General features: G+C 68.3%; 12 protein-coding genes. 6 read left to right on the top strand and 6 right to left on the bottom strand.

Annotation, left to right across the window (positions count from 1 at the left end; translation table 11 throughout):
* The first annotated feature begins 83 nt into the window (after nt 1-83).
* From PMI02_RS08610 to PMI02_RS08595, 4 genes are all read left to right on the top strand, one after another.
* Nucleotides 84-884 carry an NAD(P)-dependent oxidoreductase gene (locus tag PMI02_RS08610; protein ID WP_007681580.1) on the top strand — a complete coding sequence of 267 codons (801 nt, stop codon included), beginning with the start codon at nt 84-86 and terminating at the stop codon, nt 882-884.
* A 184-nt stretch (nt 885-1068) separates the two neighbouring features.
* Nucleotides 1069-3414, top strand: a complete 2346-nt coding sequence (locus PMI02_RS08605) for a glycosyltransferase family 4 protein (RefSeq protein ID WP_007681571.1) — start codon at nt 1069-1071, stop codon at nt 3412-3414.
* Complete coding sequence (locus PMI02_RS08600; protein ID WP_007681568.1) at nt 3386-4696, top strand: glycoside hydrolase family 130 protein; 1311 nt, start codon at nt 3386-3388, stop codon at nt 4694-4696. The genes PMI02_RS08605 and PMI02_RS08600 overlap by 29 nt, the downstream gene beginning before the upstream one ends.
* A gap of 99 nt (nt 4697-4795) precedes the next feature.
* The gene (locus PMI02_RS08595; RefSeq protein WP_007681566.1) at nt 4796-5854 is read left to right on the top strand and encodes a nitronate monooxygenase family protein; all 1059 of its coding nucleotides are present in this window, start codon (nt 4796-4798) and stop codon (nt 5852-5854) included.
* Nucleotides 5855-5902: 48 nt separating this feature from the next.
* Here PMI02_RS08595 and PMI02_RS08590 read toward each other — a convergent pair whose 3' ends face one another.
* The 5 genes from PMI02_RS08590 to zwf form a co-directional block, all read right to left on the bottom strand.
* Nucleotides 5903-8710: a phosphoenolpyruvate carboxylase gene (locus tag PMI02_RS08590; protein ID WP_007681564.1), complete on the bottom strand. Its 2808-nt coding sequence runs from the start codon at nt 8708-8710 to the stop codon at nt 5903-5905.
* The gene (gene eda, locus PMI02_RS08585; protein ID WP_007681562.1) at nt 8707-9333 is read right to left on the bottom strand and encodes a bifunctional 4-hydroxy-2-oxoglutarate aldolase/2-dehydro-3-deoxy-phosphogluconate aldolase; all 627 of its coding nucleotides are present in this window, start codon (nt 9331-9333) and stop codon (nt 8707-8709) included. The genes PMI02_RS08590 and eda overlap by 4 nt, the downstream gene beginning before the upstream one ends.
* Entirely contained in the window at nt 9333-10307 is a 975-nt protein-coding gene (gene glk / locus PMI02_RS08580) for a glucokinase (protein WP_007681560.1), read from the bottom strand. Before glk ends, eda begins: the two co-directional genes overlap by 1 nt.
* A gap of 2 nt (nt 10308-10309) precedes the next feature.
* Nucleotides 10310-12139 (bottom strand): phosphogluconate dehydratase, encoded by a 1830-nt coding sequence (gene edd / locus PMI02_RS08575; RefSeq protein ID WP_007681547.1) that lies wholly within the window; start codon nt 12137-12139, stop codon nt 10310-10312.
* A 113-nt stretch (nt 12140-12252) separates the two neighbouring features.
* Nucleotides 12253-13695 (bottom strand): glucose-6-phosphate dehydrogenase, encoded by a 1443-nt coding sequence (gene zwf / locus PMI02_RS08570; RefSeq protein WP_007681539.1) that lies wholly within the window; start codon nt 13693-13695, stop codon nt 12253-12255.
* 347 nt (nt 13696-14042) lie between these two features.
* Here zwf and PMI02_RS08565 point away from each other — a divergent pair, with 347 nt between their 5' ends.
* Complete coding sequence (locus PMI02_RS08565; protein WP_007681536.1) at nt 14043-15029, top strand: cell wall metabolism sensor histidine kinase WalK; 987 nt, start codon at nt 14043-14045, stop codon at nt 15027-15029.
* A gap of 7 nt (nt 15030-15036) precedes the next feature.
* On the opposite strand, the gene PMI02_RS08560 is transcribed toward PMI02_RS08565, so the two are convergent.
* Nucleotides 15037-16446: an OprO/OprP family phosphate-selective porin gene (locus PMI02_RS08560; protein WP_157222447.1), complete on the bottom strand. Its 1410-nt coding sequence runs from the start codon at nt 16444-16446 to the stop codon at nt 15037-15039.
* A gap of 479 nt (nt 16447-16925) precedes the next feature.
* Between PMI02_RS08560 and PMI02_RS08555 the strand changes: the two genes are divergently transcribed.
* The gene (locus PMI02_RS08555) at nt 16926-17972 is read left to right on the top strand and encodes a substrate-binding domain-containing protein (protein WP_007681531.1); all 1047 of its coding nucleotides are present in this window, start codon (nt 16926-16928) and stop codon (nt 17970-17972) included.
* The last annotated feature ends 21 nt before the right edge of the window (nt 17973-17993 follow it).

Below are 17993 nucleotides of genomic sequence, written 5' to 3'. Positions count from 1 at the left end.
CCGACGATGGTGAACAGCCTCCCGCTGGACTCGCGCATCGCCCCGCGCTTTGCATGCCGCAAAGGGACTGAGGAGAGACACGCATGACCGCCATTCGCACAGGCTTCATCGGCATCGGCAGCCAGGGCGGCCCGATGGCGCACCGCATGCTTGCGCGCTTCCCGCTGACCGTGTGGGCGCGCAGGCCCGAGGCTGCGGCGGCGTTCGCCGAAGCGGGCGCCGAAGTCGCCGGGAGTGTAGAGGAACTGGGCGCGGCCTGCGATCATGTCGGCCTTTGCGTGGTCAACGATGCGGACGTGCTGGATATCTGCGCGAAGCTGGTCCCGGCGATGAAGTCCGGCAGCCTGCTGGCGCTCCACTCCACGGTCCTGCCCGAGACGGCGGAGGCGGTGGAGCGGCTCTGCGCCGCGCGGGGCGTCGCCATGGTCGATGCGCCGGTGAGCGGCGGTTCGCCCGGCGCGCAGGCGGGGACGATGACGGTGATGTGCGGCGGTTCCGCCGAGGCGTTCGAGCAGGCGCAGCCGGTTTTCGAGAGCTTCGGCAAGCTGATCGTGCTGCTTGGCCCGGTCGGTGCGGGGCAGAAGGCCAAGATCGTCAACAACGCGCTGATGGCCGCCAACATGGGGCTCGCGCAGGCGGCGCTGCAGGCGGGCGAGGCGCTGGGCGTGGAACGCCGAGCGCTAGCCGAACTGGTCAACGCCAGTTCGGGCCGCAGCTTTGGCTTCGAAGTCTATGCCCGCGTACCCGAACCCCGTGCTTTCGAGCATGGCGCGAGGATGCTGCTCAAGGACACCGATCTCCTTGCTGCGATCCTGCCGGGCTCGCCCGACACGCAGTTGCTGGAAACGTCGGCGAAGTCTTTCCTGCTGCTGGCGACAGGCTGACGAAAGCCCGGATGTCGTCTTTTGGCACACGAATACAGGTCAAAAGTGAGCGCAATTTCGCTCGTTCCCGCACGATATCGATCTCGGAAACCGGCTGGCCCGTTTTTTGCAGTGCAGCGTGAAACTGAATCGGTGGTAGGGACTTAAGCAGGAGATACTTTCATCTCTCGTTAACGGGGTGCGCATGGCCCATCTGCCTCTATCCCACGACTTCCAGAATGGCCGGGAAACGGCGGATGTCCACTCGATCTTCGATGGACTTCCGCCGCTGACCAGCGAGCCGATGCGCCTTGCGCTGATCGGCAACTTCGCGCCGCGCAAATGCGGCATTGCGACATTCACGACGGATATCTTCGAAAAGCTGCGGGACCATCACCCCGAGATCGAGGTGGATGTCCACGCCCTCGACGATCCGACCGCACCGCTGGAATACGCCGGCGTCGCCGGAACGATCGCCTGGAACGACCCTGAGGCCTATGCCGCCGCCGCCCGCCGGATCAACGAATCGGGCGTCGATGCGGTCTGGCTTCAGCACGAATACGGCATCTTCGGCGGCGCCGACGGCCAGATGGTGCTGGACTTCGTGGACAGGCTGGCCGCGCCGCTCGTGCTCACGCTCCACACCGTGCTGAGCGAGCCTTCGGAGCGTCAGAGCAACATCCTGCGCCACCTGGTCACCCGCGCGTCGCGGATCATGGTGATGTCGCGCCATTCGCAGGGCCTGCTCGAGCAGATCTACGGCGCGCCCGCGCGTATCATCGAAGTGATCGATCACGGCGCCCCCGACCGCCCGTTCGGCCGTCAGGAGGAATTCAAGGCGCGACTCGGCCTGACGGGGCGCAAGGTGCTGATGACCTTCGGCCTGCTGGGCCCGGGCAAGGGTCTTGAGCACGCCATCCGCGCGTTGCCCGCGATCGTCGAGCGTCATCCCGAGGCGCTCTACCGCATCGTCGGCGCCACGCACCCCAACCTCGTCGCGCGAGACGGCGAAGCGTACCGCGACAAGCTGGCCGGCCTCGCGCAGGAACTGGGCGTCGCGCGGCACATCGCCTGGGACAACCGCTTCCTCGACACGCCCGAACTGCTCGACCAGTTGGAAGCCTGCGACATCTACCTCACGCCCTATCCCGGGTTGCAGCAGTCCACCTCCGGCACGCTGAGCTATGCCGTGGCGCTGGGCAAGGCGGTCGTATCGACGCCTTACGTCCACGCCCGCGAATTGCTGGCGCAGGACGTCGGCAGCCTGATCGAGCCGAACTCCAGCGAGGCGATCGCCGGCGCCGTCAACGCCCTGCTCGACGCGCCGTCCGAGATGGCGGCCATGCAGCGCCGCGCCTATGCCCGGGGCCGCGAGACCATCTGGCCGCGCTTCGCCGACGCCACCGCGCGCCTCGCCGCCGCCGCGCTCCCCGCCGAGCCGGAAGCACCGCCGCTGACCGCGACACCCGGTCTCTCCGCCGTGCTCGCCATGAGCGACGGCACCGGGATGCTCCAGCATTCGATCGGCGTCGTGCCCGATCGCCGCCATGGCTACTGCCTCGACGACAATGCCCGCGCGCTGATGCTGCTGAACGTGGCGCATGGCCTTCCCGCTGCCGAGCGGATGAAGTGGAGCCTTGCCTACGCGGCCTTCGTGCAGTCGGCATGGAACCCGGACCTCAAGCGCTTCCGCAACTTCATGCGCTTCGACCGCAGCTGGTGCGAGGACGAGGGCTCCGAGGACTCCAACGGCCGGGCCGTCTGGGCGCTGGGCCAGACCTACGAGCGCGCGCCCGACGACGGCCTCGCGCAGTGGGGCCTCCATCTTTACGAGGAAGTCCTCAAGACCATCGTCCCGCTGGGTTCGCCCCGCGCCATCGCCTTCACCATGCTCGGCGCCTGCGCGGTGCTGCGCCGCGACCCCGGGCATGCCTTGTCGCGCAAGCTCGTCGAGAACGGCGGCGACTTCCTCATGCGCCTGCTCGGCGAGGGGCGCCGTCCCGACTGGGCGTGGTTCGAGACCGTGCTGGGCTATGACAACCCGCGCCTGTCGCAGGCCCTGATCGAGGCGGGCATGGCGCTCGGCCGCGAGGACTGGACCGGCGCCGGGCTCGAAACGCTGCAGTGGATCTGCGAGCAGCAACTGTCCGCCAAGGGCCAGTTCCGCCCCATCGGCTCCGAGAGCTTCCACCGCGAACACGGCTATCTGCCGTTCGACCAGCAGCCGCTGGAGGCCCAGGCCGCCATCGAGGCCGCGCAGTCCGCCTGGAACGCCACCAGCGGTGCGTTCTGGCGCGAACACGCGCTCGTCGCCTGGCGCTGGTTCTTCGGCGACAACGATCGCGGCGCGGTCCTCGCCGAAGTGGCGACGGGCCGTTGCCGGGACGGGGTGACCCCGCGCGGAGGCAATGCGAATTGCGGTGCGGAATCCATACTGGCCTTCCAGTTGTCGCATTATGCGCTTATGAAGCTGGTCCACGAGCCGTCCACGACTGCTCCACTCTCCCGGGAAGGAGACCTTCTTGAACCGGCCCGAGAACGCCTGGTCTGAACCGCTTCGTATCTTCGAAACCCGCCTGCATGCCGATCCGGCAAGGGTGGTCCTGCGCCCGTTCCATCTGGGCTGGCAGGCGAAGAACGCACCGGGAGGACGGGCCCTGCGACTCGTCGAGGACGTCGCCGCGCTCACCGAGGAGCGTGCCGCGCTCGAGTACGAGCGCGTGCTTCGAGACTTCAAGGAACGCCACTGGCAGACCGAGCGCATCTTCGCCGACCGCTTCGACGAAGTGGCGGCGAACATGGAACTCAACCACGCGGATTATTCCGAGACCAAGCAGCGGCTGATCGGCTCGTACTTCTGCCACGAGTACACGTTCGCCGCCGCCGCGCTGATGAACCCTTCGATCGTCCCGTCGCCCGACCAGTCGGGCATGCAGGACGGCTGTGTGCGCTTTATCATGTCCCTGCGCGCCGTGGGGGAGGGGCACATCAGCTCGGTCGCCTTCCGCGAAGGCATCGCCGAGCCCGACGGCGAGTTCTGCCTCTGGCCGCAGGCTGCTTTCGCCACATCCGTGGAGCTCGACGAGGAAGACCAGGTCGATGCCGACGGCACCGTCTCGGTCCATCGTCACGCCGAGTCCAGCCTGTCCAACACCGTCATCTTCCCGATCACCGAGCAGCAGCGCGGCGGGCTCGAAGACCTTCGCCTCGTGCGCTTCGACCATGGCGGCGGAGACTACGAGTGGGTCGGCACCTATACCGCTTATTCGGGCAGCTCGATCCGCTCCGAACTGCTGCGCACGCGCGACTTCCGCAACTTCGACCTCGAGCCGATCCGCGGCGCCGCCGGGCGCAACAAGGGCATGGCGCTGTTCCCGCAGAAGATCGATGGGCGCTTCGCCATGGTCGGGCGGCAGGATGGCAAGAACCTGTTTCTCCTCAAGTCCGACACGATCGACCACTGGGAGGACGAGGGCGTCCTGCTGATGGAGCCCAAGTACCCTTGGGAATTCATCCAGATCGGCAACTGCGGCAGCCCCATCCCGACAGAGGAAGGGTGGCTGATGTTCACCCACGGCGTCGGCGCCATGCGCAAGTACGCGCTGGGCTGCGCCCTGCTCGACCTCAAGGACCCGAGCAAGGTCCTTGCCCGCACGCCCGAGCCCGTGCTCACCGCCGAGAACGCCGACCGTTCGGGCTACGTGCCCAACGTGGTCTACACCTGCGGCGCGCTCAAGGTGGGCGAGCAACTGCTCATTCCTTACGGCATATCCGACAGCACCGTCGGCTTCGCGACCTGCAACATCCAGACCCTGCTGGGAATGATGGAGTAGCGAGGCCCGGGGCCGTTCGTCCGTCTCTGGGACCGATGCATGTCGATTGCCCGTGAGCTTCGGTCCTCGCCATGAAGAGGGGGCTTGGAGACATAGATCATGAGCCTTCTTGAACGCCTGGGCATGAGCATCCCCCTCGTCCAGGCGCCCATGGCGGGGACCAGTACGCCGTTGCTCGCCGCCGAGGTATCCAACGCCGGCGGGCTTGGCTCGATCGGGCTGGGCGCGACGGATGCGGCGGGCGCGCGCGCCATGATCGACGAGGTTCGCGCGCGCACGTCCCGGCCGTTCAACGTCAACCTCTTCGTGCATGCCACCCCGGTCGCGGATGCCGAGCGCGAGGCGGGCTGGATCGACTGGCTGCGCTCGCTGTTCGTCGAGTTCGGCGCCGAGCCGCCCGAAGCGCTGCAATCGGGCTACACCAGCTTTACCGACGACGCGGACATGCTGGCCCTCATCATCGAGCAGGCACCGCCGGTGGTCAGCTTCCACTTCGGGCTGCCCTCGGCCGACGTGATCGCGGCCCTGCACGAGCGCGGTGTCCTGCTGCTTGCCACCGCCACCAGCGCCGAGGAAGCGCGCCTCGTCGCAGGCGCGGGCATCGACGGCATCGTCGCGCAGGGGATCGAGGCCGGCGGGCACCGAGGCGTGTTCGACCCCGCCGCGCCCGACGACGCGCTCGGCACAATGGCGCTGACCCGGCTGCTGGTGCGCGAGGGGCTGGCCCCCGTCATCGCGGCGGGCGGCATCATGGACGGCGCCGGGATCGCCGCCGCGCTCGACCTCGGCGCGGTCGCGGCGCAGATGGGGACAGCTTTCATCGGCTGCCCCGAGTCCGCCGCCGACGAGGCTTACCGCGCCGCGCTGGCCGGGCCGGGGGCGTGGCACACGACCCTTACGCGGCTGGTCTCCGGCCGCCCGGCGCGCTCTCTGGCCAACCGCTTCACGGCGCTGTCGGCGCAGGTGGGAGACCGCCCGGTGCCCGACTATCCCATCGCCTATCACGCCGGGAAGGCGCTCAACGCGGCCGCCAAGGCGCGCGGCGAGCACGGCTTCGGCGCGCAGTGGGCCGGGCAGGGCGCTCCGCTGGCCCGCGCGATGCCGGCGGCCAAGTTGGTCGCGGCGCTGAGGGCCGAGCTGGAGGCTTGCCGGGCGTAAGGCCCAGCGGAAATCCTCCCCGTCGCGCCGCGACAGGGAGGTTTCGCATCAACCGTGGGCGCCGAACTCGTTCGCCAGCGCCGTGGTGATCCGCAGGGACAGCGCATAGGACCGTGCGATCGGGTCGATGTAGTCCTTGTGGATGCCCGCATAGCCGGTGGCGCTGGAGTCGGGGTAGTCGCTCGGCTCGTCCACCGCGAAGTCGCTGATGGACGGGAAGTGGACCGGGAAGGCGCGGCGCAGCTGGGCGAGGCCGTCCTCTACGCGCAGGGTGAAGAACATCTCCAGCACGTCGTCGCGGCTGATATCGTTGGCGCGGCTGAACTGCGGCACCATCACCGCGCGCAGGAACATGTGCTGGAACAGCGCGATGCGCAGGCTCTGCAGCACGCCGAGGCTGCGGCGGGTATGCTCGCGGTCCTTGAGCGGGGCCTCGTCCGGGATCAGTTCGAGCAGGCGGTGCAGCTTCAGCGCATCGACCCGAAGGCGCGAGGCAAGGCGGCGGTAGACACCGGTGCGGTCGTCCTTGGTGAGGTATTCCGCGAGCTTGAGGCAGGCATCGGCGATGTGCTGCTCGTCGCCGCGATAGGGGCGGCTGGCCCAGTAGGCGGAGTTGAACAGCTCGCCGTAGGCCGAGACGGTCTTGATCGAGGCGAGCGCATTGGCGGCGCGCGCCAGCCGGACGATCTGCCGCCCGCGCGCGCTCTCGCGCAGGAGCCCGGCGATCTCTTCGCGGTTTCCGTCCGCCGCCGTGCCGATGCCGGCGATCACGTTCACCGGATAGCCCAGCTGCTGCAGGATCGCGTTGTGCGGGATGGCGCGGATCTGGCGCAGGCTCATCGTCCGGTCCGAGGCGAGGTCGGACTGACGGCGCGCCTTGCGGCTGCCGGTGTCGTTGAGCAGGCCGAGCCCGAAAGCGGTGATCGCGCGGCTGTAGGTCGTCGATTCGAGGTGGTCGTGCTGGACGCCCCGGATCGCCCGGTAGAAGTCGAGGCTGAGGTCGGTGCGGCGGTAGAACGGGTCGGTCGGCGCGTTGACGTCGGCGGCCCAGAGCGGGCGCTCGGTCATGCGAGTGAGAGTGGCGAGCGCCAGTTCGTCCGAGCCGAACCAGAGGTAGCCGTCACCGCCCTGGAAAGACACTTCGGGCTCAAGCCGGATCGCGGCGCGCAGGAAGCGGCGGCGCGCCCAGGGGGACATCTGCCAGTCGAAGCGGTCGTCGATGCTGGAGGGATGGCAGCCGCGGCCCATCGATTCGCCGCCGGTGTTGAACACCAGCGCGGAGACGTCGGAAAGGCCGTTGGCGGCCATGGCCTCGGCAAGCCGGCCCTGCAGACGCTCGATCGCCAGCGCGGCGGGGACCTGTCCGACGAAACGCCCGGCGTCCGAGAAGCCGGTCTGGATCGCGACGCGGCCGCGCTTGCGGGCATAGTCGCGGTAGGCGGGCTCGGCGAGAACGGCGTCGAGGAACCGGCCGCCGTGTTCCAGCGCGGTTTCGGTCTCGAACAGCGGCGAGACGTCGACCTTGTCGTCGATGCCGAACATGCGCGCGAAGTAGAGCGCGGCGAGAACCGTGGTCGGCTCCTCGCACTCGGCGACCAGCATGCGGATCGGCGCGTCGGCGTCGATGTGGCCGAGGATCTGCGCCATGGCGAGGAACTGGCGGACGGCGGTGGAATTCTCGATGGCCAGCGCCGCAAAGTTGGAGCGCAGCGGCTTAACCTCCGCGAGCAGCTCGCGCATGCGCACCAGCGCCGCCTGGCTGGCGAGGCTGAGCTTGCCCTCGGGGTCGAGGCGGCGGCGGATCGCGTTCTGGAGCTGCGAGGCATTCACGCGGAAGTGGATGCCGCCCATGCCGAGCCCGTCCGCGCGCATGGCGGCGGCGGTGACGAGCAGGCTGCGGGCCTGCGCCTGGTCGGCGTGGCGGGCGTCTTCCTCGAGCCGGGTGATGACGCTTTCGAGGCTGACGAGCTTGTCGGGATGCTCGGCAGTGAGGCCGTTGGCGGCGGAGGACAGGGCCTCGGGGGCGGTGAGGTCCTGCTTGAAGGCGCTCGCCACTTCGGCGGTGTGGGCGTGGGCGCGGCTCAGCTGCGCCGCGATTTCGGGCGCGACCTTTTCGAGGCTCTGCGCATAGGCGGCGAGGCGCTGGGCCTTTTCCTCCAGCCGGTAACGGATCGAGGTGGACCACGAGATGTCGGTGCGCCCGTCCATGTCGTAACCGACCCAGTGGGCGAAGCGCACCGGCATGGGCGAGAGGCCCTTCCAGCGCTTGGGCCACCGGGCGGCGGCGAGATCGAGCAGGCGGCCGACGATGCGGTCGCGCGCCTTCTGGCCGCGCGCGATGGCGGCCATGGCGGCGTCGTGCTCGTAGTCGAGGGTGATGGTGTCGCGCTCGGGCGAGGCGGCGCAGACGGACGCCTCGCTGAAGTCGCCGTTGGAGGCCGAGGTCGTCACCGCCTCGGTCTGGGCGGCGGTGAGCAGGAAGGTCGGGTGCGCGGTGAAGACGACGTGCGCGGCCGGGCGCTGCCAGCGCACCGCGAAGGCGCTGAAGTCGTCGTCGGCCGCGGTCGTCTCGGCGGCCGCGTCGAGCAGCGCGTCGTTCTCCGCGATCGGCACGGTTTCGAGGATGCGGTCGAGGCGGGCGGCGCGGGCGCGCAGGCCCTCGCAGTCCATCTCGGCGACGAGGGACTCGATATGATCGAGGCTCATCTCGCCCGTTTCCAGCATCCGCGAGAGTTCGAGGCCGAGCTGGAACACGGGGTTGAACAGCGGGGTCTGCGCCGTGAGCTTGTGCAGTTCCTGCAGGCGGGCATCGAGCGCGTCGACGGTGCGCAGGCTCTGCGCAGACCCGGCGCTCATCGACCGAGCCCCGCAGCGACGCGCGCGGCCGCTTCGATCTTGGCGGGGTCGGGCTTGCCCTTGGGCACCATCCAGCTGCCGCCGACGCAGAGCACGGCGTCGAGGGCGAGCCACTCGGCCGCGTTCTCGGGTGTGACGCCGCCGGTCGGGCAGAAGCGGGCGGCGAGCAGCGGGGCGGAGATCGCCTTCAGGGCGGGCGGGCCGCCGGCGGCCATCGCAGGGAAGAACTTCAGGCGGTTGAAGCCCATCTCCAACGCCAGCATCACGTCGCTGGCGTTGGCGGTGCCGGGCAGGAACGGGATGCCGGCGTCGAGCGCGGCCTGGCCCAGCGTGGGGGTGAGGCCGGGCGAGACGATGAACTCGGCGCCTGCGTCGATCGAGCGGGCGAGGTCGTCCGGGGTCAGCACGGTGCCCGCGCCGACGACGGCGCCGGGGACCTGCTTCATGATCCTGATCGCCTCGATCGCGCATTCGGTGCGCAGGGTCACTTCGAGCGCGGGCAACCCGCCGGCGACGAGCGCTTCGGCGATGGGCAGGGCGTGCTCGATGTCCTCGATCACCAGCACCGGGATGACGGGTGCGAGGCGCATGACCTTTTCGACTGCTGCGGACATGGTGGTCATTACTGAAGGTGCTCCCTTGCGAAGGCTGCCGCCGCGCCGAACAGGCCGGGCTGCGGATGGGTGATGAGCTTGACCGGGATCTTCGCCATCATGCCGGCGAAGCGGCCCTTGGCGTTGAAGCGCTCGTTGAAGCCCGACTTGAGGATTGTTTCGCGGATCCGGTAGCCCAGCCCCCCGGCGATGACGACGCCGCCCGCGCCATGCGCCAGCGCATAGTCGCCCGCCGCCGCGCCGAGCGCAAGGCAGAAGCGGTCCACGGCGGCCTCGGCGAGGGCGTCCTCGCCGGACGTGCCGGAGGTCCAGATCTCGACGTCGCTCTTTTCGAGGACGGCCTTGCCCTCCATCGCCGCGAGGGCATGGTAGATGTCGACGATGGCCGGGCCGGAGACCACGCGCTCGACCGAGACGCGGTTGTGGCGCTTTCTCAGGCGGGCGAGGATGGCATCCTCGATCAGGTCGAGCGGGGCGTAGTCGATGTGGCCGCCCTCTGTCGCCTGGACGTGATAGGTCCTCCCGTCGCGCAGGAGATAGGCGACGCCGAGGCCGGTGCCCGGGCCGAGCACGCTGATCGCGCCGACTTCGGGCAAGGGCGCTTCCTGCGGCCCGGCAAGGTGCAGGAACTCGCTCGCATCGGCCCGCGCGACGGCGTGGGCGACGGCGGCGAAGTCGTTGACGATGGTCTGGCGCTTGGGGCCCAGCATCTCCTCGATCCGCGCGGGGCGCAGGATCCAGGGGTTGTTGGTGAACTTGATGACGTCACCCCCGACCGGCCCCGCGACCGACATGGCGACGGCATCGGGCAGGGTGCCGCCGTTCATGTCGCGGAACGCCTGCCAGGCAAGCTGGAAGCTGCCGTGGTCCTTGGTGTGGAGCGTGGCCGGCTCGCCCAGGGTGATCGCGCCGTCCTCGGCGATGGAGGCGAGGGCGAAGCGCGCGTGGGTGCCGCCGATGTCGACGGCGACGAGTTCGGTCACGCTCACAGTCCGGCCAGTTCCAGCATCGAGGAGCCGCCCTGTTCGGCGCCGCCCGCGTTCATGCGGAACATCGCGAACAGCTCGCGCCCCATGCCCATCGGCGCAACCGGGGTCGGCGCGGCTTCACGGGCAGCGAGGTCGGCGGTGGTCGAGAGGGTGCCGTCCACGGCGGAGAGGCGCACGATGTCGCCGTCGCGCAGGTGGGCGAGCGGTCCGCCCCCCAGCGCCTCGGGAGTGACGTGGATCGCGGCCGGGACCTTGCCCGAGGCGCCCGACATGCGGCCATCGGTGACGAGCGCGACCTTGAAGCCCTTGTCCTGCAGGACGCCGAGCGGCGGGGTCAGCTTGTGCAGTTCGGGCATGCCGTTGGCGCGCGGGCCCTGGAAGCGGACGACGACGACGACGTCGCGGTCCAGCTCGCCCGCCTTGAACGCTTGGCTGACGCCTTCCTGGGTGTCGAACACGCGGCACGGCGCTTCGATGGTCCAGCGCTGCTCGTCCACGGCGCTGGTCTTGAAGGTGCCGCGACCGAGATTGCCTTCCACGAGGCGCATCCCGCCGTCGGGCAGGAAGGGCTCGGCGACGGTGCGGAGCATGGCGTCGTCGCCGCTCTTGGCGGGGGCCGGGGTCCAGGCGAGGGCGTCATCCACCAGCACCGGCTCGGAGGCATAGGCATCCATGCCGCCTTCGGAGATCGTCAGGATATCCGAGTGGGCAAGGCCGGCGCCGAGCAGTTCGCGCACCACCCAGGCCATGCCGCCCGCGTGGTGGAAGTGGTTCACGTCGCCCGAACCGTTGGGATAGACGCGGGTGATGAGCGGGACCACGGAGGAGAGTTCGTCGAAGTCCTCCCAGTCGATCAGGATGCCCGCCGCGCGCGCCATGGCGGGCAGGTGGATCGCGTGGTTGGTCGATCCGCCGGTCGCCAGCAGGCCGGCGATGGCGTTGATGATCGCCTTCTCGTCCACGACATGCGCCATCGGGCGGTAGTCGTCACCCTTGCGGGTGATCGCGGCCAGGCGATGGGTGGCGGCGCGGGTCAGCGCCTGGCGCAGAGGCGTGTTCGGCGGCACGAAGGCGGAGCCCGGAATGTGCAGGCCCATCATCTCCATCATCATCTGGTTGGAGTTGGCGGTGCCGTAGAAAGTGCAGGTGCCCGGCGCGTGGTAGCTGGCGCTCTCGCTTTCGAGCAGTTCCTCGCGGCCGGCCTTGCCCTCGGCGTAGAGCTGGCGGACCTGCTGCTTCTGCTTGTTCGAGATGCCGCTGGGCATCGGGCCGGACGGCACGAAGACGGCGGGCAGGTGCCCGAAGCGCAGCGCGCCCATGACGAGGCCGGGGACGATCTTGTCGCAGATGCCGAGCAGCGCCATGCCGTCGAACATCGCGTGGCTGAGCGCGATCGCGGTGGAGAGGGCGATGGCGTCGCGGCTGAACAGCGACAGCTCCATGCCGTCGAAGCCCTGCGTCACGCCGTCGCACATGGCGGGCACGCCGCCCGCGACCTGCGCCGTCGCGCCGAGTTCACGGGCGTAGAGCTTCATCTGGTCGGGATAGCGGCCATAAGGCTGATGGGCGCTGAGCATGTCGTTGTAGGCGGTGACGATGCCGAGGTTGATCGACTTGCCCGCCGCGATCGTCGCCTTGTCCTCGCCCGAGGCGGCGAAGCCGTGCGCGAGGTTGGAGCAGGACAGGAAGCTGCGGTCGGAATGACGGTCGGCCTCGAAGGCGACGAGGTCGAGGTAGCGCTGCCGGCTCGGGCGGGAGCGCTCGATGACGCGCTGGGTCACACGCTCGACCACCGGATCGAGCCGGGGCGGGTTGAGATTGCTCATGGTGTTACTCCTGGTCGTTTTCCGGTCCGGCCGGTGTCCATGGCGCACCCTTGCCTGCGCGCACACGGAACCGGTCGGCCGTTCTTACTCGAAAGTGAAAGCCCCGAAGGACCTCATTCGTGCCAAGTGACGCCGTCACGCTCGGCAAGCGCGATGGCGGCGGATGGTCCCCAGCTTCCGGAAGTGTAAGTCTTCGGCTCCTGCCCCTGTTCCTCCCAGCCGGCACGGATCGCGTCGATCCAGTCCCACTGGGCCTCCACTTCGTCGCGGCGGACGAACAGCGTCTGGTCGCCTTCGATCAGGTCGAGCAGCAGACGTTCATACGCGATGCGGCGCTGCCGGTCGGCAAAGGCGTCGGGCATGGTGATGGCGAGCGGCACCGAGCGCAGGCCGAAGCCGTTGCGGTCGAGCCCCGGCACCTTGGCCATGAGCGAGAGCGTGATGTTCTCTTCGGGCTGGATGCCGATGACGAGCCGGTTCGGCACCGTCTTGGCGCCCCGGCCGGTGAAGATCGAGTGCGGCACGTCCCGGAACTGGACGACGATCTCGGTCGTGCGCTTGGGCAGGCGCTTGCCGGTGCGCAGGTAGAAGGGCACGCCCTGCCAGCGCCAGTTGTCGATATGCGCCTTGATCGCGACGAAAGTCTCGGTGTCGGAATCCTTGCCGAGTTCCTCGTCGTAGCCGGGCACGGCCTGGCCGCCGATGGCGCCTGCGCGGTACTGGCCGGTGACGGTCTGCGCGGCCATGACCTTGCGAAGCGAGCGCAGGACCTTGACCTTCTCGTCGCGCACATTGGTGGCGTCGTAGGAAACCGGCGGCTCCATCGCCACGAGCGCGAGGAGCTGGAGCATGTGGTTCTGCACCATGTCGCGCAGCGCGCCGCTGTCGTCGTAATAAGCGACGCGCGATTCGAGGCCTACCGTCTCGGCCACGGTGATCTGCACGTGGTCGATGTGCGCGGCGTTCCACAGCGGCTCGAACATCAGGTTGGCGAAGCGCAGCGCCAGCAGGTTCTGGACCGTTTCCTTGCCGAGGTAATGGTCGATCCGGTAGATCCGGTCCTCCGGGAAGGCGTGGGCGACGGCGTCGTTGATGACCTTGCTCGAGGCGAGGTCGATGCCGAGCGGCTTTTCGAGGCCGATGCGCACCTTGTCGCCCGCCAGCCCGCTCTTTTCGAGGCCGTGGATGGTGGCTTCGAACAGGCTGGGGGCGGTGGACAGGAAGATCGACAGGCCCTCCTGCGGCGTCCCGACCTTTTCGGCGAGGGCGTGGAAGTGGTCGATGTCGTTGGCGTCGAGCGGCTGGTAGGTCAGCCGGTTGAGGAACTGCGCCATGCCGCCGCGCCGGGTGGCGGGGAGGAACTGTTCCAGCGCCTCACGCGCGAAGTTGCGGAAGCCCTGGTCGTCCATCTCGGACCGGGCGGTGCCGATGATCTGGATGCGCGGGTCCAGCAAGCCTTCCGCGTCGAGCGCGCAAAGCGAGGGCAGCAGCATCCTGCGGGAGAGATCGCCTGTGGCGCCGAAGAGGAGCAGGCGATCGGAAGTGAATTGCGTCACGGATACCTTTCCACCGAACGGTCGCGCTCCTCCTCGCTTCCGTGATGTACCATTTTATGGTTTCCCTCTTGCGAGGGGCTGCTGGGGCCGGCGTCCGTTCATCGACGCATGGCCACGCATATGCAGCATAGCAAGGTTTCCCGCAGGCGCTAGGCCGGATGGCCTGCGCAAGCACGTTTTCCAAAGGTACCGCGTGTCGAACAGCCATGGAAATGTCATTTCCCGGGCGTCTGAATACGAATGTTGCAACAAGACTGTAGTGAAACCATGTCACGCGCGCTGGATTACACCGTCGTTCCCATGCATGGGCCAATGCATCGAACGCCGGCATTGGGAGCATACCGCGCATGAGCATCGAGGGCGTCCACCTCCTCGAACACCTCCAGACCCCGGCGATGATGGTGTCGCGCGGGCAGGTGCGGTTCGCCAATACGGCGGCGAAGGCCCTGCTCGGCGCGCATATCGTCGGGCAGGACGTGCGCATCGCCATCCGCGATCCCCGCGCGGTCGCCGCGATCCTGAGTGAAAACGGCGGCTCGGCGCGGATCAAGGGGCTCTCCACCGGAGGCTCGATGTGGGAGGTGGACTGCAAGGTCGCCGGTCCCCAGGACAAGATCGTCAGTCTCTACGATCTTTCGGAGCGGGTCAGCGTCGCCAAGGCCCACGCCGACTTCGTCGCCAATGCCAGCCATGAACTGCGCACCCCGCTCGCCAACGTGATCGGGTACTGCGAGACGCTGATGAATCCCAAGGCGGGCGGCGACGAGGCCCTGCGCGGCCGGTTTCTGGGCACCATCCGCCACGAGGCGCAGCGGATGCAGGCACTGATCTCGGACCTCATGTCGCTCTCGCGGATCGAGGCGGTGAAGCACGAGGCGCCGTCCGAAAGCATCGACATGGTCGCGCTTGCCCACGAGGTCGCGGGCGAATTCCGGGGCGGCGCGCCGGTCACGGTGCGCGCCAACTGCACCGAGGCGGTGATCGCGGGGGACCGCGGCCAGATGTCGCAGGTGCTGCGCAACCTCATCGACAACTCGCGCAAGTACGCGAAGGCGGACGGCCCGGTCGAAGTCTCGGTCGAGGCGGCGAGCACCGGCTGGGTGCTGGCCACCGTGCGCGACGAGGGCGAGGGCATCTCGCCCGAGCACCTGCCGCGCGTGACGGAGCGCTTCTACCGCGCCGACACCAGCCGCAGCCGCGCGGCGGGCGGCACCGGCCTTGGCCTCTCGATCGTCAAGCACATCGTCGAACGCCACCGCGGCCGCTTCGACATCGAAAGCAGGCCGGGGGCGGGCACCACGGCCTCGCTGATGCTGCCGCTGCGGGCCGAGTGAGTCCCTATCAGAAGTCGAATTCGAAGCGGGTGGCGATGACGTTGGCGTTGTAGTTGGTGTCGCCCGAGGCGGTGGCCGTCGCGCCGGTGTACTGCAGCAGCGCATAGTTCACGTTGAAGCGCAGGTACTGGATGGGGCTCCATACCAGGGCGGCGATATAGCCGTTCTGGGTGCCGCCGCGGATGTCGCGGTCGTCGAGGTCGAGCCAGTCGTAGCGCACGGTCACCTGTACCGAGCCGATGCCGCCGTCCTCGCCCAGCGCGCGCTCGGGGGCGTTGTTGGTGAAGATGCCGCCCTTGTAGCCGCGCGTGTCGCCCTTGGTCAGGAAGTACCCTACCTCGGCATAGGCGCCGTGGAAGGCGACGGTCGGGGTGTCGAGACGATCGGCGCGAAGGGTGTAGTATTCGGCCGCGCCGTACCAGGGGCCCGACAGTGCCGCCAGCTCCGCTCCGTACATCGTCTCTTCCTCGACGTTCATCGAAGGGGTGCCGATCAGGCGGGTATTGGTGGCGTGGATGAAGGGGCGCTGGCGGTAGCGGGTGCTCGAATCGACCAGCCGGCCGAGGCGGCGCCAGTGCGCCGAAGCGCCCAGGTGGAGCTGCACGTCGCCCAGCTTCGGCGCGTAGACCAGTCTTCCATCGACGCTGTAGCTGTTGTCCTCGTCGCCGCCGTTGACGCCGTCGCTGCTGTTGGACAGCGCAGTGATGTCGTCGGTGAAGACGCCGAGCTGCGCGATCAGCGGCCCGTGCGAATACTGCGCGCCGAGGCCCATCCGGCGCTCGAAGTTGAAGGCGTCCGTGAAGGCGGCGCGTTCCATCACGCTGCCCGCGGTGTCGCCGGTCAGTTCGTCCAGCGACTGGAACGAGTTCTGGTTGCCCAGTTGCAGCTGCCAGTCGCCGTCCTTGAAGGTGAGGAACGTATCGACCAGGTCGACCGCGTTGTCGGACAGCTCCAGCTCGAGCTTGTAGGAGAGGTGCTCCGAGAAGCTGCCTTCGCCGCCGAGGCGGATGCGGCGCATCTCGTTGACGAAGCCCAGCCCCCGGTCGCCAAGCCCCTTGGGCGCCCCGACGTAGCCGGCGTCGGCCTGGATGCGCCCCTTGACCTTGAACGACTGGCCGCCCTCGACGATCTGGGGGGAGCCCTTCCACTTGATCTCCGCTTCGTCGGCAGGCTTTTTCGTCGAGTTCGAGGCGACGACAGCGGGCTGGCCGTCCACCGGCGGCGAAGACGGAGCGGCAGCCGCCTGCGCGGGTGCGGGCGCTCCAAGCCGGCTCTCCAGCGATTCCAGCCTGGCCCGCAATTCGCGGATTTCGGCGCGCATGGCCTCGGCCTGCTGGGCATCGACGGCCTGTGCGGACGCGGTCTCGGCGAGGCCGATGCCTGTCATGACCGCAGCGCCGAGAAGAAGAGTACGCATGGGCATCGGTGTCTTTCGCAAGAGGTCCGGGGGTGGAGCGGCTGCTATGACTTCAACGTGACGATTAAATGACACTTCAGGGACAATGCCGTCCTCTGCTTCTACCTGAGGGATATGGCATATTCGTGCCGCCCGCCTCCGGTTGCGCCGAAGCGGGTATTTCGCACGATACTGCAGCGAAGCGAAGAGGACACAACCGGGCAACAACCCCGAAATAATCACAGGGCACTGCGGAACTGTCATGGGCGGCGGCTATCTGCGGCAGGCTTGCCATCGCGGGTGCCGGATCCTAGACCGGGGCCACGACGCATGTATCGACGGGGCGGTATCGAACACCGACCCATGGGACAGGGGTTTCGCCGGTGACCTTCCCGTCCTCGCCCAATCGGGAGCCGGCCTGTCAATGACACGTTTTCGTCATGGAAGTGTCATCGTAGCCCAATAGGGGCATCCCACAGTAGAGCCCAAGGGGGTATCCAATGCGTTCGACCAAGACCATCATCTTCGCAGCCGCTTCCGTCCTCGCGCTGAGCGCCTGCGGCGGCTCGGGCAGTTCCGGCGGCGGCGCGCGCGATTTCGTGCGCGGCGTCGGTTCCTCCACCGTCTATCCCTTTGCGACCGCCGTCGCCGAGGCTTACGCCAAGTCCAGCGGTTCCAAGTCGCCGGTGATCGAATCGACCGGCACGGGCGCGGGCATGAAGCTGTTCTGCGCCGGCGTCGGCGCCCAGCATCCCGACATCGAGGACGCCTCGCGCCGGATCAAGAAGTCCGAGTACGAGGAGTGCCAGAAGAACGGCGTCAAGGAGATCGTCGAGATCCAGGTCGGCATCGACGGCATCGCCTTCGCCGAATCGAAGAGCGGTCCCGGCTTCCAGCTGACCCCGGCCGACATCTACAAGGCGCTCGCCGCCAACCCGTTCGGCAAGCCCAACACCGCCAAGACCTGGAAGGACGTCAACCCGTCCCTCCCGGCCGAGCCCATCCTCGTCTACGGCCCGCCCTCGACCTCGGGCACGCGCGACGCGCTCAAGGAACTGATCCTCGAGGCCGGCTGCAAGACCGATGCGGCCACCGCCGCGCTCAAGGACAGCGACAAGGACAAGTACGAGGCGACCTGCCACGACATCCGTGAAGACGGTCCCTACGTCGATGCCGGCGAGAACGACAACCTGATCGTCCAGAAGATTTCGCAGAACTCCAAGGCGATCGGCATCTTCGGCTACTCGTTCCTAGAAGAGAACCCCGACAGCCTCAAGGGCATCCCGATGTCGGGCATCACGCCGACTTACGCGACGATCTCGGACTACACCTATCCGGGCGCCCGTCCGCTCTACATCTACGTCAAGAAGCAGCACCTCGCGCCGATCAAGAGCCTCCAGGGCTACGTCGCGGAGTGGGTGAAGTCGTGGGGCAAGGACGGCCTGCTTCAGAAGAAGGGCATGGTCATCGCGCCCGAGGACGTGCGCGCCAAGAGCGCGGACATCGCCGCCAAGATGACCCCGCTCGATCCGGCTGGTCTGAAGTAAGAACGTAAAGAAAGGGCCGGG

Source organism: Novosphingobium sp. AP12 (assembly GCF_000281975.1).
Lineage (GTDB): Bacteria > Pseudomonadota > Alphaproteobacteria > Sphingomonadales > Sphingomonadaceae > Novosphingobium.
This window is presented reverse-complemented; position numbering and strand designations above follow the sequence as displayed.

Bases quoted from the DNA above. Each gene is read 5' to 3' on its own strand.
- eda (WP_007681562.1), bottom strand. From the start codon at position 9,333: ATGACCACCATGTCCGCAGCAGTCGAAAAGGTCATGCGCCTCGCACCC.
- PMI02_RS08555 (WP_007681531.1), top strand. From the start codon at position 16,926: ATGCGTTCGACCAAGACCATCATCTTCGCAGCCGCTTCCGTCCTCGCG.
- PMI02_RS08610 (WP_007681580.1), top strand. From the start codon at position 84: ATGACCGCCATTCGCACAGGCTTCATCGGCATCGGCAGCCAGGGCGGC.
- PMI02_RS08560 (WP_157222447.1), bottom strand. From the start codon at position 16,446: ATGCGTACTCTTCTTCTCGGCGCTGCGGTCATGACAGGCATCGGCCTC.
- PMI02_RS08590 (WP_007681564.1), bottom strand. From the start codon at position 8,710: ATGAGCGCCGGGTCTGCGCAGAGCCTGCGCACCGTCGACGCGCTCGAT.
- edd (WP_007681547.1), bottom strand. From the start codon at position 12,139: ATGAGCAATCTCAACCCGCCCCGGCTCGATCCGGTGGTCGAGCGTGTG.
- PMI02_RS08595 (WP_007681566.1), top strand. From the start codon at position 4,796: ATGAGCCTTCTTGAACGCCTGGGCATGAGCATCCCCCTCGTCCAGGCG.
- PMI02_RS08565 (WP_007681536.1), top strand. From the start codon at position 14,043: ATGAGCATCGAGGGCGTCCACCTCCTCGAACACCTCCAGACCCCGGCG.
- PMI02_RS08605 (WP_007681571.1), top strand. From the start codon at position 1,069: ATGGCCCATCTGCCTCTATCCCACGACTTCCAGAATGGCCGGGAAACG.